Origin of the sequence: Sphingomonas zeicaulis (assembly GCF_050433225.1) — a bacterium.
GTDB classification, from domain to species: domain Bacteria; phylum Pseudomonadota; class Alphaproteobacteria; order Sphingomonadales; family Sphingomonadaceae; genus Sphingomonas_D; species Sphingomonas_D zeicaulis.
The window spans coordinates 185,498-211,990 of sequence record NZ_JBNPXQ010000003.1 but is presented as its reverse complement, the minus strand read 5'-3'; the positions used below and the strand labels follow the sequence as shown (position 1 = coordinate 211,990).

The 26,493-nt window shown below is 67.2% G+C and carries 19 protein-coding genes; 13 read left to right on the top strand and 6 right to left on the bottom strand.

The genetic code is table 11. The features are described from left to right. Positions 1–22 precede the first annotated feature (22 nt). Positions 23–1,873: a DUF885 domain-containing protein gene (locus FHS96_RS13710; protein ID WP_429592277.1), complete on the top strand. Its 1,851-nt coding sequence runs from the start codon at positions 23–25 to the stop codon at positions 1,871–1,873. A 44-nt stretch (positions 1,874–1,917) separates the two neighbouring features. Here the strand turns inward: FHS96_RS13710 and FHS96_RS13705 are convergent, their stop codons facing one another. The 3 genes from FHS96_RS13705 to FHS96_RS13695 all read right to left on the bottom strand — a co-directional run bounded on the left by FHS96_RS13705 (position 1,918) and on the right by FHS96_RS13695 (position 5,781). Further along, entirely contained in the window at positions 1,918–3,261 is a 1,344-nt protein-coding gene (locus FHS96_RS13705) for a glycoside hydrolase family 27 protein (protein WP_429592274.1), read from the bottom strand. A 125-nt stretch (positions 3,262–3,386) separates the two neighbouring features. Further along, positions 3,387–4,436: a 1,9-bis(guanidino)-5-aza-nonane synthase gene (locus FHS96_RS13700; protein ID WP_429592272.1), complete on the bottom strand. Its 1,050-nt coding sequence runs from the start codon at positions 4,434–4,436 to the stop codon at positions 3,387–3,389. Positions 4,437–4,590: 154 nt separating this feature from the next. Then, positions 4,591–5,781 (bottom strand): type III PLP-dependent enzyme, encoded by a 1,191-nt coding sequence (locus FHS96_RS13695; RefSeq protein WP_429592269.1) that lies wholly within the window; start codon positions 5,779–5,781, stop codon positions 4,591–4,593. Positions 5,782–5,921: 140 nt separating this feature from the next. Here FHS96_RS13695 and FHS96_RS13690 point away from each other — a divergent pair, with 140 nt between their 5' ends. The 11 genes from FHS96_RS13690 to FHS96_RS13640 all read left to right on the top strand — a co-directional run bounded on the left by FHS96_RS13690 (position 5,922) and on the right by FHS96_RS13640 (position 22,786). Continuing rightward, entirely contained in the window at positions 5,922–6,890 is a 969-nt protein-coding gene (locus FHS96_RS13690; protein ID WP_429592266.1) for a threonine ammonia-lyase, read from the top strand. 53 nt (positions 6,891–6,943) lie between these two features. Continuing rightward, positions 6,944–7,126: a hypothetical protein gene (locus tag FHS96_RS13685; RefSeq protein ID WP_429592264.1), complete on the top strand. Its 183-nt coding sequence runs from the start codon at positions 6,944–6,946 to the stop codon at positions 7,124–7,126. Continuing rightward, positions 7,126–8,088, top strand: coding sequence for an alpha/beta hydrolase (locus FHS96_RS13680; protein ID WP_429592261.1), 963 nt, complete (start codon positions 7,126–7,128; stop codon positions 8,086–8,088). The genes FHS96_RS13685 and FHS96_RS13680 overlap by 1 nt, the downstream gene beginning before the upstream one ends. Positions 8,089–8,290: 202 nt before the next feature. Next, a complete protein-coding gene (gene pdxR / locus FHS96_RS13675; protein WP_429592258.1) occupies positions 8,291–9,763 on the top strand; it encodes a MocR-like pyridoxine biosynthesis transcription factor PdxR in 1,473 nt (490 codons plus the stop codon). Positions 9,764–9,833: 70 nt separating this feature from the next. Continuing rightward, entirely contained in the window at positions 9,834–10,463 is a 630-nt protein-coding gene (locus tag FHS96_RS13670) for an FMN-binding negative transcriptional regulator (protein WP_429592255.1), read from the top strand. Further along, positions 10,460–12,136, top strand: a complete 1,677-nt coding sequence (locus tag FHS96_RS13665) for an amidohydrolase (protein WP_429592252.1) — start codon at positions 10,460–10,462, stop codon at positions 12,134–12,136. Before FHS96_RS13670 ends, FHS96_RS13665 begins: the two co-directional genes overlap by 4 nt. Positions 12,137–12,219: 83 nt before the next feature. Next, the gene (locus FHS96_RS13660; protein ID WP_429592249.1) at positions 12,220–14,451 is read left to right on the top strand and encodes a TonB-dependent receptor; all 2,232 of its coding nucleotides are present in this window, start codon (positions 12,220–12,222) and stop codon (positions 14,449–14,451) included. A gap of 61 nt (positions 14,452–14,512) precedes the next feature. Continuing rightward, positions 14,513–17,701 carry an amidohydrolase family protein gene (locus FHS96_RS13655; protein WP_429592246.1) on the top strand — a complete coding sequence of 1,063 codons (3,189 nt, stop codon included), beginning with the start codon at positions 14,513–14,515 and terminating at the stop codon, positions 17,699–17,701. A gap of 100 nt (positions 17,702–17,801) precedes the next feature. Beyond that, a complete protein-coding gene (locus FHS96_RS13650; protein WP_429592242.1) occupies positions 17,802–18,359 on the top strand; it encodes a PRC-barrel domain-containing protein in 558 nt (185 codons plus the stop codon). 83 nt (positions 18,360–18,442) lie between these two features. Then, positions 18,443–21,361 carry a PAS domain-containing protein gene (locus FHS96_RS13645; RefSeq protein ID WP_429592239.1) on the top strand — a complete coding sequence of 973 codons (2,919 nt, stop codon included), beginning with the start codon at positions 18,443–18,445 and terminating at the stop codon, positions 21,359–21,361. A 9-nt stretch (positions 21,362–21,370) separates the two neighbouring features. After that, on the top strand, positions 21,371–22,786 hold the full coding sequence (locus tag FHS96_RS13640) for a transglutaminase-like domain-containing protein (protein ID WP_429592236.1): 1,416 nt from the start codon (positions 21,371–21,373) through the stop codon (positions 22,784–22,786). Here FHS96_RS13640 and FHS96_RS13635 read toward each other — a convergent pair. After that, on the bottom strand, positions 22,764–23,231 hold the full coding sequence (locus FHS96_RS13635) for a hypothetical protein (protein ID WP_429592233.1): 468 nt from the start codon (positions 23,229–23,231) through the stop codon (positions 22,764–22,766). The two genes, FHS96_RS13640 and FHS96_RS13635, sit on opposite strands and share 23 nt — an antisense overlap. 306 nt (positions 23,232–23,537) lie before the next feature. Here FHS96_RS13635 and FHS96_RS13630 point away from each other — a divergent pair, with 306 nt between their 5' ends. Continuing rightward, on the top strand, positions 23,538–24,020 hold the full coding sequence (locus tag FHS96_RS13630; protein ID WP_429592230.1) for a hypothetical protein: 483 nt from the start codon (positions 23,538–23,540) through the stop codon (positions 24,018–24,020). A 22-nt stretch (positions 24,021–24,042) separates the two neighbouring features. Here the strand turns inward: FHS96_RS13630 and galE are convergent, their stop codons facing one another. Both galE and FHS96_RS13620 read right to left on the bottom strand, forming a co-directional pair. Then, positions 24,043–25,065, bottom strand: coding sequence for a UDP-glucose 4-epimerase GalE (gene galE / locus FHS96_RS13625; protein WP_429592227.1), 1,023 nt, complete (start codon positions 25,063–25,065; stop codon positions 24,043–24,045). Positions 25,066–25,122: 57 nt separating this feature from the next. Beyond that, positions 25,123–26,397, bottom strand: a complete 1,275-nt coding sequence (locus FHS96_RS13620; protein ID WP_429592225.1) for a cell wall hydrolase — start codon at positions 26,395–26,397, stop codon at positions 25,123–25,125. Between the last annotated feature and the right edge of the window lie 96 nt (positions 26,398–26,493).

Below are 26,493 nucleotides of genomic sequence, written 5' to 3'. Positions count from 1 at the left end.
GCCGACAATCGAAAGGGACGCGATGCGCCTGTTTACCCGCCGCCAGACTATAGCCGGCCTCGCTGTTGCGGCGACATCCGCCCCCGGCCTGGCGGCGACGCGGCCAAAATCCAAGCCGAAGCCTCCCCGCACCTTGCCTCCACCCACGGTCGGTCCGCTCGACCCGCTGACCGATGAGTTGCTCGCGCACATCCCCGAGACCGCGACCTACAACGGCACACCGACGGCGATGGACGGTGGCCCGGCGGCGCGGCGGATGGACGATTATTCGCCCGCGGGCGAGGCGGCATGGCGCAATGCGCTGCGCAACGGCGCCAACCGGCTCGCGACGATCCGCGTCGCCGCCGACCCGCTCACCGCGACGCGGCTGGCGGTGGCTGGCGCGATCCTGGAAAATGGCGTGCGCAGCGCGGGCATTGCCTATGGCCGCACCAACCCGTTCAATTTTTCCGGCCATGTGCCCTATCTCGTCACGCAGGTGGCGGGGCCGCATATCGACACGGTCAACATGCTCGCCTCGCAGCAGTCGGTCGCGACGCCGCGCGCGGTCGATGCGTGGATCACCAAGCTCGACGGGTTCGAGGGCGGCTTCGCCGGCGTCGTCGAGAAGTTGAAGGCGGACGAGGCGGCGGGCTGCCGGCCGCCGCGCGCGCTGCTGACGCGGACCTTGCCGGTGCTCGATGCCTTCCTTGCGGGCAAGGCGGAGGACCATGTGCTGATCCGCAGCTTCACGCAGCGCATCGGTGAGGCCGGCCTGTCCATGGAAATGCGCCGCACCGCGATCCGCCGCGCGACCACCGCGCTGCGCCGCCGCGCACGGCCGGCGATCGCCAAGCTGCGCGCCCAGATCTCGGCGATGCTGGTGACGGCGCGCGAGGAGGACGGGCTGTGGGCGCAGCCCGAAGGCGCCGCGCTCTACGCCGCCAATGTCCGCGCGCTCGGCGATACGCCGCTGCCGCCCGAGGAGGTCCACAGGCTCGGGCTCGACGAGGTCGCGCGCATCTCCGCCGAGATGGAGGCGCTGCTGCGCGCCCGCGGGCTGACCAAGGGCAGCGTCGGCGCGCGGATGGATGCGCTCGCCAACGATCCCGCCAACCAGTTCGCCGACAGCGACGCCGGGCGTGACGAACTGCTCGACTATGTCCGCGGGCTCGTTTCCGCCGCGGAGGCGCGCTATCCGGATCTGCTGCCGGCGGACCTGATCCCGGCCCAGCATCTGGTGGTGAAGCGGGTGCCGGTCGCCTCGCAGGAAGGCGCGCCGGGCGGCTATTATGACGGGCCGTCGCTCGATGGCTCACGCCCCGGCACCTACTGGATCAACCTGCGGGACATGCGCGCGGTGCCGCGCTTCAGCCTGCCGACGCTCAGCTATCATGAAGGCGTGCCCGGCCACCACACCCAGGGCTCGATCGCCACCGCGCTGCCCGAGGCGCCGCTGATGATCCGTATCGCCAGCTTCAACGCCTATCAGGAAGGCTGGGCGCTCTATTGCGAGCGGCTGATGGCGGAACTGGGCGCCTATGCGAAGGATCCGCTGGGCGATCTCGGCCGCCTGCAGGACGAACTGTTCCGCGCGGTGCGGCTGGTGGTCGATACCGGCATGCACCACAAGCGCTGGAGCCGGTTGCAGGCGATCGATTACATGCGCGACACCACCGGTTCCGCCGACAGCGAAGTGACCGCCGAGATCGAGCGCTACATGGCCTGGCCGGGGCAGGCGCTGGGCTACAAGCTCGGCCAGTTGCGATTGCTGGACCTTCGCGAAAAGGCGAAGGCCAAGCGTGGTTTCAGCCTGAAACGGTTCCACGGCGTGGTGCTGGGCGGCGGCGCGATGCCGCTTGATCTGGTGGAGGCCCGGCTGGGGCAGGCTTGATATCTTCCCCGGCGCGAAACGTCGGGGAGAAAAAAGCGCTGGTCTCAACCCAGCCTATACAACCCCGCGCCATGCGCCGGCAGCGTCCGCACCAGCCGGCCCGTTGCATCGCCATCCGCGGCGCCGGCCCACAGATCCCGCACCTTCACCGTCCCCGACAGCCCCAGCATCGCCAGCGGCACACCGACCGGCTTCGCGCTCTTGCCCGTGTTGAACAAAGCGACATAGAGGCCGCCGCCGCTCTCCGGCCGCGCCGACCAGACCCGCGTGCCGTCCTCCACGAAATGCGGCTGGTTGCCCATGCTCGCCTGGTTCACCGCCAGCACCTCGCGGTTGGTCAGCAGCGCCAATGTCGGCGAGTCGAGATGGCGCAGATCGCCGCCCATGATCAGCGGTGACCGCGCGATCGACCACAACGTCATAAGCGTGCGCTGCTCGTCGGGCGTGAAGCGGGTGTCGCTCTCGCCCATGCGCAGACGGCCGAGCGGCAACATGTCGGCGTCGGGCCAGCGGCCGGGCGCGCGGTGCGGGTTCCAATTCTCCAGCCGGGTGAACTGCGCCTCCAGCATCGCCCAATCGTCCCAGAAATCGTCGCTGATCCGCCACATCTGGGCATGGTGCGCAACATGATCGGCGCGCACCACCGGCGTCTCGCCGGGCGAGAGGCTGAGCATCATCGGTCGGCCGCTGGCGGCGATCGCCTGCGCCGCCGCCTCGATCTCGGCGGCATGGGCATCATAGGGGCGGCTCATATCGTCCATCTTGACGAAATCGACGCCCCACGACGCATAAAGCCGGAACAGGCTGTCATAATAGGCCTGCGCGCCGGGCTTCGCCATGTCGACGCCATACATGTCCGGGTTCCACGAACAGATGCTGGACGTGTCGGCGACGTCGGCGGCGCGATACGGCGTGCCGAGGATCGGCAGGTTGCGCTTCACCGCCGCGCGCGGGATGCCGCGCATCACATGGATGCCGAACTTCAGCCCGAGCGCATGGACCTCGGCGGCGAGCGGCGCGAAGCCCTTGCCGCCCAGGGATGACGGGAAGCGTTTGGGCGCGGGGATCAGCCGGCCATTGGCGTCCATCGCCGGCTGCGGCTCCCGATTATAGTCGTAACCTCGCGCTTCGGGCTCGTACCACTGGATGTCCACGGTGAAGATGTCATAGCCCGCCGGCAGCAGCTTCGCCGCCATGATCCGCGCGGTCTCGCGCGCCTGATCCTCGGTGATGGTGGTCGCGAAGCTGTTCCAGCTGTTCCAGCCCATCGGCGGCCGCGGGGCGAGGGGCGTCGCGCTGGTCCTGGTCGCCGCGTATGCCGGCGCCGCGGCGGCAACGAGACCGGCCGAACCGGCGACGAGAAGGCTGCGACGGTCGATCTGCGGCATAGGTACCCCCTCCTGGTGAGGGGGGCACTTATACTCCGACAAATAGAGCGGCCAAGCGAGCCGCGCACAAAAAAGCCCTCTCCTGCTTGGCAGGAGAGGGCCGTACATCGAAACGGGCCGTTGGATCAGTCGAAGATCGCACCCCACGCACGCTTGGTGCGGTTCTTCCAAGCGCCGCGGTGATAGGCGTCCGACGCCAGCAGCGGCATCACCGAACCGGCTTCGGCGAACACCATCTGCTCCAGCGTGGTGTCGACCTTGCCCCAGCTCGCCGCTTCCTTCAGCGTCGAGGAGGAGCAGGCGCCGTCGCGCACATCGGCGACCGTGATCTGCACCGCATATTTGTGCATCTCGACATCCTCGTGGCCGAGAATCTCGGCGCACACCACGGTGTCCTGGATGAAGTTCTTAGGCACGCCGCCACCGATCATCAGCAGGCCGGTGGTGCCCGCCTTGATCTTGATGTCGGTCAGTTCGCGGAAGTCGGCGATGGCGTCGAGCACCATGTAGGGCTTGCCTTCCTTGGCGCGCTCGACCTGATGCTTGACGAGACCGAAACCCGCCGAGCTGTCGACGAATGCCGGGCAGAAGATCGGCACGTCATGCTCATAGGCGAGCTTGACGAGGCTGTTCTCCTTCTTGCCATGCTCGGCGAGATACTTGCCCATCTCGCGGATGAAGGCGCGGCTCGAATAGGCCTTGGGCTCCAGCGAGTCGGCGATCTTGCCGATCGTGTGGTCGCAGTCCTGAAGCTGCTCTTCGTCGATATAGGTGTCGTAGATGCGGTCGATGTAGAGCGAGCGCAGCGTGTTGTCGTCGGGCACTTCGAGCGCCTGATAATGCTTGTGGCCGAGGCCCTCGAAGAAATCCATGTCGACGATCGACGCGCCGGTGGCGACCACGCCGTCGATCATGTTGGAGCGCAGCAGCTCCGCATAGAGATCCATGCAGCCGCCCGCCGAGGTCGAACCGGCGATGACGAGGAAGATCGAGCAGTCCGGATCGTTCAGCATCTGGTTGTAGATGCCGGTCGCACGCGCGAGGTCGCGGCTGGTGAAGCTCATCTTGCCCATGGCATCGATGATCGGGCGTGCGTCGAACTTGGTGATGTCGACATGCTCGACGACGGTCGAGAGTAGCTCGGCCTTGCGCGTGTCGTTGATGGCTTCGGTCATTCGGATCTCCAGCAGCAATGTTCCCCTTCCGCTCGGGCGGGAGGGGCTAGGGGAGGGCCCGTTGGGGCCAGTAGGTCAGGCGGAAAAACATGCCCTCCCCCAACCCCTCCCGCAAGGCGGGAGGGGAGGAAGAGAGCGGTCTGTAGGACGAAGGTTACAGCGTGACGACGTTCGACGGGCGGGCCGCCGGCTCGTCCAGCTCGACATAGAGCGAGACCATCGGCTCGTCGGTGACTTCATGGGCCGGCGCCTCGCCGAAGCCGTTGAAGCCGGTGCGCATCGCGCAGCCATAGGCGCCGAGCATGCCGATCTCGATATAGTCGCCGGCGCGAACGTCGGCGGGCAGCAGGAACGGGCCCGTCATGTGATCGAGATCGTCGCAGGTGGGGCCGTAGAAGCTGAACGGCACCATCTTGGCGTTCGATTCCGGCTCGCGCAGCAGCACCACCGGGAAACGCCAGCCGACATGCGCCGCATCGAACAGCGCGCCATAGGCGCCGTCGTTGATGTACAGCTCATCGCCGCGGCGACGCTCGACGCGCACCACGAGGGAGCTGTACTCGGCGCACAGCGCACGGCCCGGCTCACACCACAGTTCGGCCGAATAGCTGACCGGCAGGCTCTCGAACGCGCGATGGATCGTCTCGAAATAACGCTCCAGCGGCGGGGGCTCCATGCCCGGATAGCTCGACGGGAAGCCGCCACCGACATCGACAACGTCGACGGTGACGCCGGCCTCGACGATCGCGGCGCGCACCCGCTCCATCGCCTGGGCATAGGCGTCCGGCGTCATCGCCTGGCTGCCGACATGGAAGCAGATGCCCAGCGCATCGGCGACCTGGCGGACGGCGATCAGCAGATCCTTGGTCTCACCCGGCGCAGCGCCGAACTTCGAGGCGAGGCTGAGCTTCGAATGCTCCGACGACACCCGCAGCCGCACGCACAGCGTGAGGTCTTCCGCTCCGCGGGTCGCACGGACGATCTTCTCCAACTCCTCGATCGTGTCGAGCGAGAAGGTGCGAACGCCATGTTCGAAATAGGCTTCCGCAATCGCTTCCTCGGCCTTCACCGGGTGCATGAAGCACAGGGTGGCACCCGGCGCGGCCTTCGCGGCGAGGCGGACCTCGGCGATCGACGCGACGTCGAAATGCGTGATCCCGCTTTCCCAAAGGAGCGTGATCAGTTCGGGCGAGGGGTTCGCCTTCACCGCATACATGGCCGTACCCGGGAACTTCTCCGCGAAGAAACGGGCGGCACGGCGAGCGGCGTGCGGGCGAACGAGCGTGACCGGCTGGACCGGACGAAGGGCTGCAGCTAGCCCCAGCGCGCTATGATGCTTGTGCAACTCAAGGGACCTCCAGTGGGTAGTTCACGAAACGTGCTGCCTTGCGGTGGAAGTCCCATGGGGCAGCGGGAGGGGGCGATATATTCAGCACGCCCCCCCATGTAAAGCGGCTGCTCGTTGAGATGTTTCAATTCGGAGACATGCCTGTGGATAAGTCACGTCGGCCGCAGCTTGAAGGGGTGGTCAAGGCTCTGGAAAATCTTGATAAAGTCGTGCCGTCCACACCGCTTCTGTCGCTGCCTTTTTTCGATGAACGGCTGCTCTGCAAGGCCGAATCGCTCCAGCCGATGGGGGCTTTCAAGCTGCGTGGTGCATGGCATCGGCTGAGTGACATGACCGATGCGGAAAAGGCGGCGGGCGTCGTCGCCTTTTCGTCGGGAAATCACGCGCAGGGCGTCGCCTGGGCGGCGCGTCGGCTGGGCATCGCCGCCACCATCGTCATGCCGGCGGACGCGCCGGCGGCGAAACTCGAATCGACGCTGGCGCTGGGGGCGGAGGTGATTCGCTATGATCGCGCCACCGAAAGCCGTGAGGCGATCGCGGCGGCGCTCGCCGCGGAGCGCGGCGCGGTGCTGGTGCCGAGCTTCGACGATCCCTGGGTGATCGAGGGGCAGGGCAGTGCCGGGCTGGACGCGGTGCGCCAGATGGCGGCGCTGGGGCTGGCGCCGCCCGACCGCATCATCATCCCCTGCGGCGGCGGCGGCCTTTCCGCCGGCATCGCGCTCGCGGTGCCGGAAGCGGAGATCATCGTCGCCGAACCCGAAGGATGGGACGATATGGGCCGCTCGCTGGAACTGGGGGAGATCGTCCCGGTCGGCCCCAACCCGCCAACCACCGCCTGCGATGCGCTGCAGACGACGCGCGTCTCGCCGCTGACCTTCGATGTGCTCAAGGCCCGCGGCGCGCGCGGCGTGGCGGTGAGCGAGGCCGAAGTCGCCGCCGCCCAGCGCCACACCTTCCGCCACCTGCGCGTCGTGGTCGAACCCGGCGGCGCGGTGGCGCTCGCGGCGGTGCTCGCGGGCAAGGTAAAGCTGGGCGCGCGGACCTTGGTGATCCTGTCCGGCGGAAATGTGGACGCGACAGCATATGCACGGGTGTTGCAGGGGTGATGCCGCCCCTTAAGGACTTGCAGTGAGGGGACGAACACGCGTCTAAGCAGGATATGCCCAGTCGTGACCTCTTCAATATCGTCACCGCCATCGCCATGCTCGCGGTCCTCGCGCTCGTCATCGGCGCGATTGCGCTGTTCCGTCGGGGTGGCGATCGCAAGCAGCCGCTGCTGATGCTCGGCGCAGCGCTGGTGCTGTTCGCAAACATCCTGATTTGGACCTGGCCGCACGCCTGATGAGCGATCCCATCGACCCCGATCTCGCCGCCTTCAACCGCCGGCTGACCAATCGCTGGCGCGAGCATCCGCCGCTCGACGGACTCAGCATCGCCCGCGCCCGCGCGGTAGCCGAGATCGTTCGTGCGCCGCTGCGCGCCGGCGGACCTGCCATGGCGCGCACTGACGAACATCGGCTGGAAATTGGCGATCATCGCTTCCGTGTGCGCATCCATCGTCCTACCGAAGACGCCGTGCTGCCGGCCTTGGTCTATCTCCATGGCGGCGGCTTCACATTGTTCAGCATCGACACGCATGACCGGTTGATGCGCGAATATGCTGCAGCGGGCGGCTTCGCGGTGGTCGGCGTCGATTATCCACTGTCGCCAGAGGCGCGCTATCCGGTCGCGCTGGACGCGGTGCTGATGGTGCTGCGCTGGCTGGCGGCGAAGGCGGGGGCGCTGGGGATCGACGCCACCCGACTGGCGATCGGTGGCGATTCCGCCGGTGCCAACCTCGCGCTCGCCGCCAGCCTGCGGCTGCGCGATGGCGCCGACGGGCCAAAGCCGCGGGCGATGCTGCTCAACTACGGCACCTATTCGGATCGCTCGTCCGACGCGGCCGAGGCGGAACTGGGCGGGCCGAATGCGGTGCTCAACCGCGCCGAGATGGATTGGTTCTACACTAATTATCTGCGCGACGATGCCGATCGCAGCGATCCTTATGTGTGCCCATTGCTCGCCGACATGAAGGATGTACCGCCAGCGCTGCTGATCGTGGCCGGGCGAGATCTACTCGCGGAACAAAGCTTTGCGCTCGCCGAGCGGCTCACGGTGGCAGGCGTGGAACACCGGATGAGCGTCTATCCGGGGGCGACGCACAGCTTCCTGGAAGCGATGGCGACCGCGCCGATCGCGATGCGGGCGATCGGCGAGGGAGCAAGCTGGGTGAAAGTGCAACTGGCTCCCTTGTCGTATAGCTAAAGAGTGGTAGACGGGGCCAGGACGCTCCGTCTTGCCCACCCCACCCTGCTGTCGCCCAAGCGAAGTCGAGGAGGCTATCGAGCGGAGCCGAGACGGAGGCTTCGGGCCCCGCGCCGAGCCGGTCTCGGCTCTCGGCCTCGCCCGAGCCCCCCTTGCCCGGGAAAAGCGGGAAGGGGGCGAGACGAGGACAGAAAGACCCCCCATGCTCCGCCCCTGGAAAACCGTTCTCGCCCAACGTCTTCAGCCTGACGGCGATACTCCGCTCTACATGCAGATCGTCCACGCGCTGATCCACGAGATCCAGCGCGGCCGTCTCCCGCCCGGCACCTATCTTCCCGGTACCCGCGAGCTGGCTACCGCGCTTGGGGTCAACCGCAAGACCATCGTCACCGCCTATGACGAACTGGTGGCGCAAGGCTGGCTGGAATCGCTCGGCCGCCGCGGCACGATCGTCTCGGCCTCGCTGCCCGAGGCGGAGCCCGAGCAGGGCTCCGGCCTGCCCACCGCGTTCGCGCCCGAGCGGCTGATCGCCTATCCTTTCCGGCGTGCGCCCGATCGGCCGATCGCTGTCCCGGCCGGGCGCTGGCTGAAGCTGGACGAAGGCGCGCCGGACGGATCGATCTTTCCCGCCGAACTCGTCGCGCGCGCCTATCGCTCGGCGGCGCTCAAGGCCTCGCGCGAGAACCGGCTGCTTTATCGCGATCCGCGTGGATCGCCGCTGCTGCGCCAGAGCGTCGCGACGATGCTACAGGGGCAGCGCGGGCTGATGGTGGGGCCCGAGAACATCCTGATCACCCGCGGCAGCCAGCAGGGCATCTTCCTAGCTGCGCGTATCCTCACCCGACCGGGCGCGGTCGCGCTGGTCGAGGAACTGACCTACGAGCCGGCGGTCGCCGCCTTCCGCGCCTGCGGGTCCCAGGTGGTGCCGGTGCGGCTCGATGCAGAGGGACTCGATGTCGAGGATGTCGAGCGCCAGTGCCGCCAGCACCGCGTCGCCGCTATCTTCCTCACCCCACACCACCAGTTCCCCACCACCGTCTCGCTCCGGCCCGAGCGGCGGCTGCGCCTCCTCGAACTCGCACGCCAGTTCGGCTTCGCGATCATCGAGGATGATTATGACCATGAATTCCGCTTCGGATCGCAACCGCTGCTGCCGATGGCCAGCTATGCGCCCGAACATGTCCTTTACGTCGGCTCGCTTTCCAAGCTGCTGCTGCCGGCGCTGCGCATCGGCTATGTCGCGGCGCCCGCGCGGGTGATCGACGCGCTCGCCTATGAGGTGTCGCTGATCGACGGCATGGGGAATACCTTGACGGAGGATGCCGCCGCCGAACTGATCGACAGCGGCGAGGTGCGCCGCCACGCGCGCAAGGCGACACAGATCTACGCCGGCCGTCGCGATGCCGCCGCGCAGGCGGTAAGCGACGCGTTCGGGGACATGGTAGACATGGCATTGCCACAAGGCGGCGTCGCGCTGTGGCTGGCCTTTCGCGACCATGCCGCGCTCGACCGGATCGAGCGCCGCGCCCCCGCGCTCGGCCTCAGCTTCGCCCCCTCGCACAGCTATATGGTCCGGCCCGAGGCGGAGCGCGGATTGCGGCTTGGTTTTGCCAGCCTCGACGAGGTCGATCTCGCCGCCGCGATCTGTGGCCTGCGCGACACGGCCGCGCCCTGACTTTGCTGGACCCATCGGTTTTGCGATTCTGGATGTTTCGATGGGGTCAGCGTTGCGAAACCTTCGCGAAATGCAATTTTCCTCCGGATCCACCGCCGACCTTCTCAAGCTGATCGCCGAGCATCCGCTCGCCTGGCTGGTCAACCATGGCAGCGCCGGCTTCGATGCCACGCCGCTGCCGATGCTCGCCGAAACCGATGCGGAGGGGCGTCTCGTCTCGCTGCTCGGCCACTGCTCCCGGCGTAATGCGCAGGTGGCCGCGTTGCAGGCCAACCCTAATGCCGTGCTGCTCTTCTCGGGCCCCCATGCCTATATCTCGCCCGCGCTGGTATCGAAGCCGCGGTGGGTGCCGACCTGGAATTTCGCAGTGGCGATGATCGCCGTCGAGGTCGAGTTCATCGAGGATGAAACGCTGTCTTCGGTCGAACAACTCACCGATACGATGGAAGCCTCTCAGCCGAACCCCTGGACGATTGCCGATGCCGGTGAGCGAATGGCGCAATTGCTGCCGCGGATCATCGCTTTCCGTGCGCACGTGCGTGCGATCGACGCACGGTTCAAGCTGGGACAGGACGAAACCGCCGAGGTCGCGGCCGAACTGATCGCCGGCACGGACGGCACTGAATTATCGGATTGGATGCGCCGGATGAATGCAGATCGACTGCCTGTGCCGACCACCACGCAGGAGTCGCTGGCATGACGATGACGATGCTTTCCCGCCGCTCGCTGCTGGGTGCCGGCACCGCATTGCTGGTTGCTCGCGCCGGCTGGGCGGCGGATGCGAAATTCGACACCGTCTATGTCAATGCGCGGGTGTGGACCGGCGCCGCGACGCCGCCGAGCGATGCGATCGCGATCAGCGGCAACCGCATCGCCGCGCTGGGCGATGCCGCGGTGCGCGCCGGCATCGGCCGCAAGACCCGCGTCGTCGATCTCGGCGGCGCCTTTGTGATGCCGGGCTTCATCGACAATCACACCCATTTCCTGCGCGGCTCGGCGATGCTCGCGCAGCCCAGCCTGCGCGATGCCGCCACCCCGGCCGAATTCACCCGCCGCATCGCCGAGGCGGCAGCGAAGATGCCGCCGGGCAAATGGCTGGAAGGCGGCCATTGGGATGAGCAATTGTGGGGCGGCGAATTGCCGCGGCGCGACTGGATCGATGCGGTTACGCCGAATACGCCGGTCGCCGTCGCGCGTCTCGATCTCCACATGTATCTCTGCAACAGCATGGCGCTGAAGCTGGCCGGCATCACGCGGGACACGCCCGATCCGGCAGGCGGCGTCATCGTTCGCGATGCCAAGGGTGAGCCGACCGGCATCGTCAAGGATACCGCCAAGGAACTGGTCGAGCGCGTCATCACCGCGCCGACCGCGGCGGAGATCGAAAAGACGCTCGCTGCCGGTACCGCCTATGCGTTGTCGCGCGGCGTGACCCAGGTGCACATCACCGAACTCGACTGGACCACGCAGGATGCGCTGCGCCGTCTGCGCGGCACGTCCAAACAGCTTCCGATGCGGTTCTATTCCTTCGTGCCCCTCAAGGATTGGGAACGCATGGCGGCACTCGTCAAGGCCGAGGGCCGAGGCGACGACTGGGTGCGTTGGGGCGCAATGAAGGGGCTGGTCGATGGCTCGCTTGGATCCCGCACCGCCCTGTTCCGCCAGCCCTATACGGACGCGCCGGACAGTCACGGCATCGCGCTCGATCCGCTCGACAAGATCGAGGCATGGATCAAGGGTGCCGACGCCGCCGACCTGCACGTGACGACCCATGCGATCGGTGACGCCGCCAATGCCGACCTGCTCGACATCTACCAGCGCGTCGCCGCCGCCAACGGCGCGCGCGACCGCCGTTTCCGCATCGAACATGCCCAGCATCTCGATCCGGCCGATATCCCGCGCTTCAAGCGGCAGGGCGTGATCGCCTCCGTCCAGCCCTATCATGCGATCGACGACGGCCGCTGGGCGGTGAAGCGGATCGGCGAGAAGCGCCTCAACGGCACCTATGCGTTCAAGTCGCTGATCGACAGCGGCGCGCACGTGACCTTCGGGTCGGACTGGCCGGTGGCGCCGATCGATCCGCTGAGCGGCGTGGCGGCGGCGGTGCTGCGCCAGACGATCGACGGCGCCAACCCCGGCGGCTGGTTGCCCGAACAGCGGGTCACCGCGGCCCAGGCGCTTCACGCTTATACCGCCGAAAATGCCTATGCCGGCTTCCAGGACGATCGGCTGGGCACGCTCAGGCCCGGCAACATCGCCGACTTTGCGGTGCTCGACCGCGATCTGCTCCGCGACGATCCGGCCGGGATCGCCGGGGCGAAGGTGCTGCGCACCGTGGTGGACGGCAAGGAGCGGCACGGCGCGACCGGCTGACAGGAATAAACCGCAGGAAACGGACTTTTTCGGGTCAGCACGCGAAAAACGCGGCGGCTTTCAGGGTGGAAAGGGAAATACAGATGATCAGGACCAGCATGATGAAGGCGGCGCGCGCATCCGTGCTCGCGCTCGCCATCGGGGGCATTGCCGGCACCGCCTATGCGCAGGCACCGGCTGAAGGCGACGGTGACATCATCGTCACCGCGACCAAGCGTGAGGAAAGCATCCGCCAGACCCCGCTCGCGATGAGCGCGGTGACCGGCGAGGATCTCGCCGCCGCCAACGCCAACAGCCTCTCGGACTATATCGTCCGCCTGCCGGGTGTGGTGTTCAACGATTATCAGCCGGGTATTTCGGAAGTCGTCATCCGCGGCATCGCCGCGACCACCTATCACGAACAGGGCCAGACCACGGTCGGCTATTATCTGAACGATATCCCGCTGGTGGAGCCCGGCTTCCCGATCGGTATTCCCGATGTCGATACCTTCGACATCGAACGCGTCGAGGTGCTGCGCGGCCCGCAGGGCACGCTGTTCGGCTCCTCCACGCTCGGCGGCCTCGTCAACTATATCGTCAAGACGGCCGATCCGACGAAGTTCGACGCGGCGGCGCAGGGCCTCGTCGGCTACACCAAGAATGCCGACGGCGAGGTCAACTATGCCGCCAAGGCGATGATCAACGTGCCGATCATCGCGGACAAGCTGGCGGTCCGCGTGATGGCTCTGCAGCGCGTCGATGCCGGCTATCTCGACAATCCCGGCACCGGCATCGACGGTGCCAACGATTTCCGCACGCGCGGGCTGCGCGGGTCGGTGGTGTTCACGCCGGCCGAAGGCTCGAAGATCACCTATATCTCGACCTATCAGGAAACGAAGCTCGACGATCAGACCTATCTCGATCTCGACAATCCCTATATTCGCAACACGCCGCGCGCCGAGCCGCAGGAAACCGATTTCTGGCTCAATTCGCTGCGCGTCGATCAGGATCTCGGCTTCGCCACGCTCACTGCGCTTGGCTCGATTGTCGAGAAGAACAACACCACCATCTTCTCCTATCCTTATGCCTATGTCACCGGCGTGACGACGGGCGACGAGGCGGCCTATTCGCTGGGTGATGCGCACGCCAACATCAAGAGTGCCGAGGCGCGGCTGGCATCGAACGATACCGGCATATTCCGCTGGCTGATCGGCACCAGCTACATGCGCGCCAAGAAGACCAGCTATGATCAGATCTTCCAGGCCGGCGCCGCCGATTTCATCGATGCCAATCCGGGCCTGTTCGGCGGCTATACCGGCGCGCAGCTCACCCCGGGCGATCGGCTCTACGGCTATCTTTCGGATACGGTGAACGAGGATTTCGGCATCTTCGGCGAACTCGCCGTCCGCCCGGTCGACGAATTCGAGATCAGCTTCGGCGGGCGCTATTTCTGGAACAGCTACAAGGGCGCGGTGCTCAACCAGGCCGGCGCGCTCGGCGGCTATCCGGGCGGCTACACGCCCACCGATAGCGGCGGCACCGTCAGCGAGAGCGAGGATGGCTTCACCCCGAAGGTGACGATCACCGCGCGGCCCACCGACACGTTGATGGCGTATATGACTTATTCGCGCGGCTATCGCGTGGGCGGCATCAACCCCAATGCCGGGCTGCTGCCGACCATTCCCGCCGCCTATGACAGCGACACGGTCGACAATTACGAAGCCGGCGTGAAATTCTCGCTGTTCGAGAACCGCATGTATGTCGATGCGACGGTGTTCACGATCGACTGGAAGGATATCCAGGCCCGCCTGTTCGGCCCAGCACCGAGCTTTTATTCCTATGTCTCCAACGCCGGCAGCGCCAATGTGTCGGGCGTCGAATTCTCGACCACGGTCGAGCCGCTGCCCTATCTGTCGGTCTCGACCAACCTGACCTATCAGGACGCGCAGCTGACCGATTTCCTCCCCGATACGTTCGCGGTGGGTGGCGGCTACGCCTCGGGCACGCGCCTGCCGGGCACGTCCAAATGGTCGATCGCCAACAATGTGAAGCTCGATCTTGCCGATGTTTCCGGCAAGCCCACGATCGAGATCGCGCATCGTTACCTGTCGTCGGCGCCGGTCGCATTCGGCAATGATGCGACGCGTGGCAATTTCAACATCTTCGATCTGCGCGCCTCGGTCACGCTGATGGAGAAGTTCCGCATCCTCGCGTTCGCCAACAACATCTTCGACGAGTATGGCATTCTCAACGCGCCGTTCACGTCGCAGGTGACGCCGGCTGGCTCGATCGTTCGTCCGCGCACGATCGGTCTCCGGCTCGACTGGTCGCTCTGAGCGGCCTTCGCCCGCGCGCCGATGGTGCGCGGGCGCCCTTGTCTGCCTGTTGGGGATGTTGATGAACACGCCGTTCCGCCGGTTGCTCGGCGCGATGCTGCCCGCATTCGCGCTCGTCGGTATCGCCCATGCGGAAGACGGGGCAGCGCTGCCGCTCGCCCCCGCCCGCACCTTGGCGTTCAACGCCGAAGAGGCGACGTGGATGATGCTGGATCTTTCGCCCGACGGGCGCACGATCCTGTTCGACCTGCTAGGCGATATCTACGCGCTCGACGCGACGGGCGGCACCGCGCGGCCGCTGCTCACCGGCATGGCGTTCGAACGCAATCCGGTGATCTCGCCGGATGGCAAAAGCTTCGCGTTCATCTCCGATCGTTCGGGCGTCACCAACCTCTGGGTCGCCAATATCGACGGCACCGGATTGCACCAGGTCTCGCAGGATCAGTCGCTGGCGCTCTACGCCGCGCCCGCCTGGTCGCCCGATGGCGAAAGCCTTTACGTCTCGCGCGCAGTGCATTCGGTGCTCGCGTTCGAGCTGATGAAGTTCCCGGTGGCCGGCGGTGCCGGCGTCACCGTCGTCAAGGCGCAGCCCAGCGGCAATGAGGATTGGGACCATCGCATCAACGCGATGGGCGCACTGATCTCGCGCGATGGCCGCTACGCCTATTACGCCACCAAGTTCGGCACCACCTGGTCGCCTAACGACGCGCCCAATTGGCGCATCGCGCGGCGGGATCTCGCCACAGATGTCGAGGAAACGGTGGTGCCGGTGGGCGGCGGCGGCGCGTTCCGCCCGGCGCTGTCGCATGACGGGCGCTGGCTCGCTTATGGCAGCCGCAACGGCAAGCGCGCCGGGCTGCGCCTGCGCGATCTGGAAACTGGCGAGGATCGCTGGCTCGCCTGGCCGGTCGACCGCGACGGGCAGGAAAGCGGCTATTATGACGATCTGCTGCCGCGCTTCGTCTTCACGCCGGATGACAAGGCGATCATCGCCGGCGTCGATGGCGGCATCGTCCGCATCGACGTTGCCAGCGGCCGGCGCACCAAGGTGCCGTTCACCGCGCCGGTCAGCCTGCCGCTCGCCGCCAACACCCGCGTGCGCCAGCGCGAGGAGACCGGCCCGGTCAGGGTCCGCGTCGCGCAGGCGCCGCGCCTCTCGCCCGATGGCCGGCAGATCGCCTTCACCGCGCTCGGCGGCCTCTATGTGCAGGCGGCGGGCGGCGGCACGCCGCGCCGGCTGGTCGCGGCGGACGCGTTCCAGCCCACCTGGTCGCCCGATGGCCGCAGCATCGCCTTCGTGAGCTGGACAGCGAAGGATGGCGGTGCGCTGTGGACCATGCCCGCTGCCGGCGGCACGCCCCGCCGGCTGACCAGCGCGCCGGGCTTCTACAGCGAGCCGCTGTTCGCGGCGGACGGCAAGCGCCTCTATGTGCTGCGCTCCGCGCATCATGACCGGCTCCGTGCGCTCGCCGAGATCGCCAATGAGCGCGTCACCGATCTGCTCGCGCTGCCCGTCGCCGGCGGTGTGCCGATGCCGGTCGCGCACGCGGTGGGGATGCGCTCGCCGCATCTGACGCGGGATGGCCGCATCTGGTTTTACGGGCAGGGCGTGCTGAAGTCGGTCGCGGCCGAGGGCGGCGCGATCACTGACGAGGTCGGCATCGTCTCCCGCGCGATGGGTCAATATGTCGGCGTGCCGCTGTCGGTGGAGGATGCGCGGGTCAGTCCGGACGGGCGTCGCATTCTCGCTAGGGCGGCGTCGCAACTCTATCTGCTCGACATGCCCGCGCGGACTGCGGGCAAGCCGGCGACGCTCAACCTCAGCGTGCCGGGCGTCGCCCGCGCGAAGCTGACGCGAGTCGGTGCCGACTTCTTCAACTGGTCGCCCGATGGCGCCGGCATCACCTGGTCGGTGGGGGACAGTTTCCGCCGCGTCGCCGCCGCCCGCGCGGCTGCCGGTGCGGAGGCGGGAGCCGCCACCACCGCGCTCACCGTTTCCGTGCCGCGCGACGTGCCTGAGGGCAGCATCGTGCTGCGCGGCGCGACGGTGCTGCCGATGGAAGGCGAGGAGGCGATCGCCGACGCCGATGTCGTGGTCAGCGGTGATCGCATCGTCGCGGTCGGACGCGCCGGCGCGGTGCCGGTGCCCGCCGGCGCGAAAGTGCAGGATGTCCGCGGCCGCTTCATCGTGCCGGGCTTCATCGACACCCACGCGCATTTCTTCGGTATTCGCCGCGGCATTCATGACCGCAGCTATTGGGAATTCGCGGCCGACCTCGCCTTCGGCGTCACCTCCGCGCTCGAGGTGCAGCCCTTCACCACCGATATCTTCACCTATCAGGACATGATCGATGCCGGCGTGATGCCGGGGCCGCGCGCTTGGTCGACAGGGCCGGGCGTGTTCGTCAACAGCGAGATCCACGGCAAGGCGGATGCGCTGGACGTGCTCAGCCGCTATCGCGACCATTATCGCACGCGCAACATCAAGGCCTATATGGTCGGCGATCGCGCCCAGCGGCAGTTCACCATCCAGGCGGCGCAGGAACTGGGGATGATGCCCACCACCGAGGGCGCGAGCGACCTCGTCCTCGGCCTCACCCACGCGATCGACGGTTTCGCCGGCAATGAGCATAACCTGCCGATCACCCCGCTGCGCAGCGACGTGATCCGGCTGATGGCGGAAAGCCGCATCGCCTACACGCCGACCTTGTCGGTGCTCTATGGCGGCGGCCCGGCTCTGTTCGATTACATCATCGAGAAGCGCCCGCAGGACGATCCGAAGCTCAGGCGATGGATGCCGCCCGCGGTGATGACCGAAAAACTGCGCAACCGGCGCTGGCTGCCGCGCGAATCCCAGTCCTACGCCCAGTTTGCCGCCGACGCTGCGACGCTGCAGCGCGCCGGCGGTCTCGTCGGCATGGGCAGCCATGGCGAGATGCCGGGGCTCGGCATGCATTGGGAGATGCAGGCCTTCGCCAGCGGCGGCGCCACCCCGATGGAGGTGCTGCGCGCCGCGACGATCGACGGCGCCACGATCGTCGGCCATGCCGACGATGTCGGCAGCATCGTGCCCGGAAAATTCGCCGACATGGTCGTCCTCGATGCGGACCCCCGCGCCGACATCGCCAACACCCAGCGCATCAGCGCGGTGATGAAAGGCGGCCGGCTCTACGATCCGCTGACCCTGGCGACGGACGGTCGCGCGGCGCCCGAACGCTGGTTCTCCAACGAGGCGCCCGCGGAGAAATAACGGGCACTTCCCCGCATATCGGACGTTGCCTCTCAACCAACAGGGAGGAAGCGTTCGCATGATCGCAACAATAGCCGGCTGGATCGCGCCGGCCGCGACGATGATCGCCGCGATGATGACTGCGGCCAATCTCGGCGCACGGGTCACGGGGTGGGGATTCGTCGTCTTCACGGTCGGGTCTATCGGCTGGTCGACGGTGGGGCTCACGTCGGGCCAGACCAATCTGCTTGCGACCAACATCTTCCTGACCCTGGTCAACATGGTCGGCATCTGGCGCTGGCTGGGCCGCCAGCGCGCGTATGAGGAGGGGGCCGAGGCGGCGGCGGAAAAGAGCGAGACCTCCCCGCAATCCGGCCTGTACAATGCCGCCGGGCTCGCCGGCCTTCCGCTGATGACCGACGAGGGGCAGAAGATCGGCAACGTGGTTGACGCGATGATCGCCTGCGAGGACGGCCGTGTTCGCTACTTCGTCGTAGCAACGGGCGGTGTTGCCGGTATCGACCAGGAGTTTCGCGCCTTGGATGCGAGCGCGGCTCGCCTGGGCAAGGCGGAGCTGACCCTCGACATCGCCCATAATCGTTTTGAGGCGCTACCGACGATCGCAGCCGATGACTGGCCCGCGGAGCCACCAGAGCCCGCCACCCCGCGCGGCGAATGAAGCGGGCAAATCCCGGTCAGCCCGATTCAGCGTTGGCGCATGCGGCGCTCGACAAGCCCGGGCGCTTCGCCGATGGTCGTGCCATGCCCCGTTCGCATGCCCTTGACCGAGACGAGCTGCTCGCCCGCCAGAGCTTTCAGCTCGATCTGGTGGAGCGGCTGCGCGGGCTGGACGATCCCCAGGCGATCATGGCCATGGCATCGCGCATGCTGGGCGAATCGACCGGGGTCACCCGCTGCGGCTATGCTGAGATCGCACCGGACGGCCAAACCGTCTGTATCGAGCGAGATTGGGCGGCGCTCGGCGCGCCGAGCATGGCAGGCGTGGTGCTGAAGATCGAGCAGTTCGGCACCGCGCTGATGCAGGAATTGCGCGCCGGCAACACCAGCGTGGTCGATGATTGCGCCGCCGATCCGCGCACCGCGCCCTTCATCAAGGCCTGGGCATCGATCGGCGCGGGCGCGCTGATCGTCTGCCCCTTCCTGCGCGAAGAGAAACTGTCGTCGGTGCTGTTCGTCCACGCCGATGCGCGCCACTGGACCGAGGCGGAGATCGCCCGCACGGAGGATGTCGCGCTGCGCACCGCGGAGGCGGTCGATCGCGCCCGCGCGGAAGCCGCGCTCAAGGCCAGCGAACTGCGTTACCGCACCTTGTTCAATTCGCTCGATGCCGGCTTCTGCGTGGTCGAGGTGGCGTTCGGTGAACGCGGCGAGCCGCTCGACTATCGCTTCCTGGAGGTCAACGACGCCTTCCCGACCTACACCGGCATCCAGAACGCCGCCGGCCGCTGGATGCGCGAGATTGCGCCCGACCATGAACAGCACTGGTTCGATGCCTATGGCGCGGTGGCGAAAAGTGGCGTGCCGGCACGTTTCGAACTGCCGGCGCACGCGCTCGGCGATCGCTGGTACATGGTCCACGCCTATCGCGTCGACGATCCCGCGCTCAACCACGTCGCGATCCTGTTCACCGATCTCACCCAGCGCCGAAAGACCGAGCGTGCGCTGGAGGAAAGCCGTGAGGAACTGGAGCTTGCGGCGCGCGCTGCGCAGCTCGGCCGGTTCGATTATCGCCCGCAGGAAGGCACGCTGCGCTGGGATACGCGCTGCAAGGCGCTGTTCGGGCTCAGCCCCGATGCGCGGATCAGCTATCAGGGCTCTTTCCTCGCCGGGCTTCATCCCGAAGATCGCGATCGCGCCGATCGCGCAGTGACCGAATCGCTCGATCCCCGCGGCAATCACCGTTACGACATCGAATATCGCACGATCGGGATCGAGGACGGGGTCGAGCGCCATATTGAGGCGCACGGCCTGGCCTTCTTTGAAGGCGCGCTTCCCACCCGGCTGATCGGCACCGTGCAGGATGTCAGCGAACGGCGCCGCGCCGATGCGCTGCTGGCGGAGACCGAGGAACGGCTGCGCATGGCCGGCAAGGCCACCAATGATGCCGTGTGGGATTGGGATTTCCGCAGCGGCATCGTTCTTTGGAACGCGGCACTCGAACGCGCTTATGGCCATCGCCCGGAACTGGTGGAGCCGACCGGCAGATGGTGGCTCGATCACATCCACCCCGACGATCGCGACCGCGTCTATGAAAGCATCCATGGCGTGATCGACGGCAGGGAAACGGTGTGGACCGACGAATATCGTTTCCGCTGCGCCGATGGCCGCTACGCCGATGTGCTGGACCGCGGCTATGTGATCCGCGACGCGGCGGGTGCTGCCACGCGGATGGTTGGCGCGATGCTCGACATGTCGGTGCAGAAGTCGCTCGAACGGCAATTGCGCGAACAGAATGTCGGGTTGGAGGCAGAGGTCGCGACGACCGCCGCCGATCTCGGCCGCGTAGAGGATGCGTTGCGCCAGGCGCAGAAGATGGAGGCGGTCGGCCAGCTCACCGGCGGCCTCGCGCATGATTTCAACAATCTCCTCGCTGGAATTTCGGGCGCGCTCGAAATGATGCAGTTGCGCATCGGCCAAGGCCGGGTCGGCGATCTCGAACGCTATGCCACCGCGGCGCAGGGCGCGGTGCGGCGCGCGGCGGCGCTGACCCACCGGCTGCTCGCCTTCTCACGCCGCCAGACGCTCGATCCGCGGCCGACCGACGTCAACCGGCTGGTCGCCGGCATCGAGGAACTCATCCGCCGCACCGCCGGCCCCGGCATCATCGTGGAAACGGTGGGGCAGGCGGGGCTGTGGACGACGATGGTCGATCCCAACCAGCTCGAAAACGCGCTGCTCAACCTGTGCATCAACGCCCGCGACGCGATGCCCGATGGCGGCCGCATCACCATCGAGACCGCCAACAAATGGCTGGACGACCGCGCCGGGCGCGAACGCGGGCTGGTGGCGGGCCAATATGTCTCGCTGTGCGTCACCGATACCGGCACCGGCATGACCGAGGAGGTGGCGGAACGCGCCTTTGATCCCTTCTTCACCACCAAGCCGATCGGGGAGGGCACCGGGCTCGGCCTCTCGATGATCTACGGTTTCGCGCGCCAGTCCGGCGGGCAGGTGCGGATCTATACCGAGCTCGGTCAGGGCACGACGATGTGCATCTATCTGCCCCGCCATCTCGGCGCGCCCGAGGATGCGACGCTGCCGAGCACCGCCGGCATCGTCGAGCCGCACGGCGCGAGCGGGCGGACGATCCTCGTCGTCGATGATGAACCGACGGTCCGGATGCTCGCGGCTGAGGTGGTCGGTGAACTGGGCCACGCGGTGCTCGAGGCGGGCGACGGCAGTTCGGCGCTGGCGATCCTCGAAGGCGGCGCACGCATCGACCTGCTCGTCACCGATGTCGGCCTCCCCGGCGGCATGAACGGCCGCCAGCTCGCCGACCGCGCGCGCGTGCTGCTGCCCGGGCTGAAGGTGGTGTTCATCACCGGCTATGCCGAAAGCGCCGTCATCACCGGCCAGCAACTGGGCACGGACATGGCGCTGATCACCAAGCCCTTCGCGATGGACACGCTGGCGTCGCGCGTCACGGCCTTGCTGGGCTGAGCGACACGCATGCGGATCGACGGGATCGGACGGTCGGCGGCCGCACTCGCCCTATCTGTGCCGGTCGGTGTCGCGGCCGAGCCCGAGCACACGACCGCCTGGTTCGCGATTCACGCCGCGGATGGCCAGCTCATCGGCCGGCAACATGATTATGACGTCACGCTCGCGCGCGGCGTTCGTCACATCGTTGCGCGCGAACTGGCCTTCACCGTGGACGGGCATCCGCCGACGCGGATGACGACGCGGATCGAGCGGGATGAGGATGCGGACGGGCAGACGCGATCCTACCGCATCGAACAGGGCGGCGTCTCCACGTCGATCCAAATCGAGCCCGGCGCGACGATGGTCAAGGCGGTGGTGACGCGCACCGGCGCGCGCAGCCGCCAGCATTTCGTGATCAATCTGCCGTCCGGCATCCGTTTCGAGGATGGCCCGATCGCTGGCGAAGGGCGCGCGTTCGAGCGATTCGATCCGGTGGCGCTCGTGGTGGAACGCGTTACTTTCTCCCCCGCCGGGGGCGCCGATGCCCGGCAGGTCGTCCGCAAGGGGTTCGATGGTGAGTCATTGCGGTCGATCGCGCTGATCGATCTCGATGCCGCCGGACAGTTGCAGGCGGTGACGCAGCCGATGTTCGGCAGCCGGGTGACGATCCGGCGCGTCGCCACGCCCGTGCCCGATGCCGCGCTGTCGCCGAAACGCACGATCCCGCATGAGAGCATCGCCGCCCCCTATCGCCTCGGCCGCGCGGCGCTCGCCGGCCGCATCCGCTATCGCTTCGGCTTCGGGGACGCGCTGCGCTTCGATCTGCCGCAGACCGGTGACCAGCGAACCGCGGCGGCGACCGACGGCGTCCAGGTCGACATTTGCGCCGATTGCGGCCCCGGCCTGTCGACCGCACCCGATGATCTGGCGCGCTGGACGCGCCCCTCGGCATGGCTGCAGGCGGATGACGCGGTGTTCCGCGCTGCCGCGCGCGACATCGCCGGCCGGCGGATGAATGATCGAAACAAGATCGCCGCACTTGCAGTGCGTGCCCGCGCCCGGCTCGCGGTCGAGGATTTCGCCGGCCACGTGTCGGCGCTGGAAGCGTGGCAGCGGCGCTCGGGCGACTGCACCGAGGATGCCGCCGTGCTGGCGACATTGGCGCGCGCCGCGGGAATTCCCGCGTTGGTAGCCAATGGGCTGGTCTACACTCCGCAACGCTATCACGGCGTGACCAACGCCTTCGTACCGCACAGTTGGACCCTGGCCTATGCGGATGGCGCGTGGCGCAGCTTTGACATGTCGGTGGGCGGCTTCGACGCAAGCCACATTGCGCTCACCGTCGGGGAAGGCGATGCGCGCTCGGTGACTGCCGCCAATCAGCTTGCCGGCGTGCTGCTGTGGCAGTCGATGGCGGAAGTCAGGTCGCGGGCTTCGCGCTGACCGCGGCGGTCGTCGCTGCCGCGCTCGTCACTGCTGCGGCCGTCACTGCCGGCGCCGCATCATCCTCATAGACGACGGGCAGTTCGGGGCCCGCGATCCCGGTTTCGTCCACCCATTCCGCCTGCTGCGGCGCGCGCATGCCGCCGACGGCGAAATCCATCAGCATCAGGTCGGGCTCGGCCGGCGCCTCCTGCGCCATCGCCGGCGTCGCCAACATCGCGGCACCCGCGGCGAGCGCCGCAAGCGCCGCACGGCTCGGAATGGAATAGCGCACGCAGACTTCACCCGCGCACGCGCCGAGAAACGCCTTGCGCTCGCCATCGGTCATCGCGGTCAGGTCATGCACTTCGCGATCGCACAGCCGGCAGATGTCGTCGGCGGCCAGAATATCGGAAAGCGGTCCCTTATAGGGGCACGGACGTTGAATCTTCGGAAACAGACCCATCGCATCGACTCCCACCGCGCCTGGTCAGCGCTTGCCGAAACGAATAAACGCGAAGCGCGACGGCTTGTCCACCCTTTGTTCGCGTTTTTGGGGCACGATCTGGCGCCGCTTGCGCGCTGCGGGAGGACATGTTCTTTGTCCACCGTTCGTCCCGAGCGTAGTCGAGGGACCAGTCACACGAAGGCCGTTTGAAGATGTCGCGCGGGTCTCCCCGTCCCTCGACTACACTCGGGACGAACGGGGAGGGGGAGCGTGGCCGCAGATTGCAGAATTTGGTCCAAGGCACGGACGGAGCAGGAACTGGGGATGGACTTCGCGACACTTTCGGCATCGGAGTTGCTACGCCTCCACGCCGGCATCAGTGAGGAGTTGCGGGCACGAGGGATCGTTCGCAGTGCAAACAACCCTGTGGGTGATCTGGCCGAGTATCTTTTCTGTCGCGCCTTCGACTGGTCGCCTGCCGGAAAGAATGCGCGCAGCGCGGATGCGGCCTGTTCGAATGGCAAGCTCTACCAGATCAAGGGGCGTCGCAGCACGCAGTATAATCAGTCTCGCCAGCTTGGCGCGCTTCGCGATTTGCCCAGTGGCGGCTTCGATTATCTCGCGGCGATACTGTTTGCTGAAGACTATTCCATTTCTCGCGCGGCCATCATTCCGCACGCATTGGTGCTGGAGAAAGCGACCTATCAGGATTGGACGAAAAGCTGGCGCTTCATGCTCAGGGATGAAGTGTGGTCGTGGAGCGGCGTCGAAGATGTTACCGCGCGGATCAAGACGGTGAGCTTCTAGAGGCCGATCCTCACCGCAACCTTCACCCCACCTTGCGCGCCTCCATCGCATGCTCCCATGCCAGCGCGTGCTGCACGATCGCATCGAGACAATCATGGCGCGGCAGCCAACCCAGCGCCTCGCGGATGCGGAAGTTGGAGGCGACCAGTGATGCGGGATCGCCGCTGCGGCGCGGCTCCATGCGGCGGGGCACGCGGATGCCGGAAACGCGGTCGACCGCGTCGAGCACCTCGCTCACCGAATAGCCGGTGCCATAGCCGCAGTTGAGCGTCAGCGCGGCGCCGTCATGGTTGAGCAGATGGTCGAGCGCCAGCACATGCGCATCGGCCAGATCCGAAACATGGATATAGTCGCGGATGCCGGTGCCGTCGCGCGTCGGGAAATCGCTGCCGAACACCGCGACGTGCGATCGGTGGCCGAGCGCCGCTTCCACCGCAACCTTGATCAGGTGCGTCGCGCCCACCGTCGACTGGCCGGAGCGCATGTCAGGGTCGGCACCGGCGACGTTGAAATAGCGCAATATGCAATAATCCATGCCGTGCGCGCGCGCGGTGTCGCGGATCATCGCCTCGGTCAGCAGCTTGGACATGCCATAGGGGTTGATGGGCTGGGCGGGGGAGGTCTCCTCGACCAGTCCGTGCTGCCCGTCGCCATAGACCGCCGCGGTCGACGAGAAGACAATGTTGCGCACGCCGCCGTCGATCATTGCGGAGAGCAGCAGCCGGCTCGTCTCCGAATTGTTGTGATAATACTTGAGCGGATTTCCGACCGATTCCGAGACGATCAGCGATCCCGCGAAGTGCAGCACCGCGGCGATGCGATGATCGCGGAAGATCCGCCCGAGCAGTTCGCTGTCCGCGACGTCACCCTGATAGAACGTCGCGTCGGGATGCACCGCCCAGCGAAAACCGCTGCTGAGATTGTCGACGATGACGACCTCATGGCCGGCATCGATCAGGGCAAGCACCGCGTGGCTGCCGATATAGCCGGCGCCGCCGGTGACCAGCACGGCGGAACGGCGGTCGCGTTGGATCGGAACGAGCATGTCAGTCATCCATCCTGTCGAACGGGGTTGCGGGGCGCGCACGTGCGGCGCAGCGGGTCAGGAGCCGCGGCTGAGGCATTGGCTCTCGTCCTTTCTCGGGAATTGGGCGCAGTTCCATCGTGCGCGGGAGGGCTCGCCTTTGCCCTGGCGGATGAAACTGAACGACATCGCGTCGATCGACGCGCCGGGTATGGGGAACTGGCTGGGTTTGCGCCCCGCATCGGTCCAGCCGAGGAAGCGGCAATGGCTGCGGCGGCCGCAGCGCGCCTCCGCCATCGCCATGAAGCTGTCCGCACTGGCGCCGGGATCGAGCGCGACCAGGAAGATGTCCGGATCGGGCGCGCTCGCCCGATCGGGGATCCGCTCGATCGCGCCGGCGAGAATGCGGTCGGGCTGCGGGCGCGCGATGGTGGGCGCCGGCGTCTCCCGGTCTTCCAGGGGAGCGGCGACCAGTTGCGGCACGCCCGCGGGTGCATCGGGGCGGTGAGCCGCTGACAGCAGTTCAAGCCGTGTGATCCTTGGCTCGACGCCGCTCGAACTCGCGCGGAATGATCGCAATTCTCCCGCGGCGCCACGCATCCGGAAGAACAGATGCGTGCGGACCGCGGCGACCTTGTCGAGCTGCGCGCTCCACGCAGGATGCACCCAGTCGGTGTGATAGTGCGTGGCCATGCCGACCACCGGATCGGTCGATCCGGAAAGCATCTGCGTCGCCACCTGCTGCGCCTGCGCCCAGGCAAGCGGGGAGGGGCGGCGGCGATACATCGCGCCGTCGCAGGTGAAGGTGAACTGGCACCCGGTGTTGCGTTCGGAGCCCTGGAAGACGACGCCGCAGACGCTTGCCGGGTAGATCGGATGGCGGGCGCGGTTGAGTACCACCTGCATCACGGCGCGCTGGTCCGACACCCCGGTGCCGGCCTCATAGAAGGCCGCGACCGCGAGGCAGTCGATCGCACGCTGGCGATCGAGCGTGTTGCCCGCGAACACGAAGGGCGGCGCAAGCACCAGCGCACCCGGCACGAACGCGGTCTGCGCGTTTATCTTGCGCGCGGTGTTGGATGCCGCGTCATAGGGGATTTCGGGGCCCGTGTCGGACATCGGCGGCAGGCCGGGCTGCGGCAGCGCGCGCAGCATCCGCGCCGGGATCGGCGGTGGCGGCGCGGTTGGATCGAGCCGGGTGGCGCCCATCGCGAACAGGAAGGCGCCGGCAACCGCCAGCACCGAACAGGCCAGCCGCGTCAGCCGCGCCCGCGCCCAGCGCCGCCACAACGGCAGGGCCACGGGCAACGGTCCATCGGCCTCGACGGCGATCGGCAGGGCGGCTTCGGTCACGCGCGCATGGGCGCGGCACCCGCTGCCGGCATATCCGGCGGCGGCACATGCAACTGTCGGCAGGCCGGGCAGATCATGATGCGCTCCCTCTCAGGC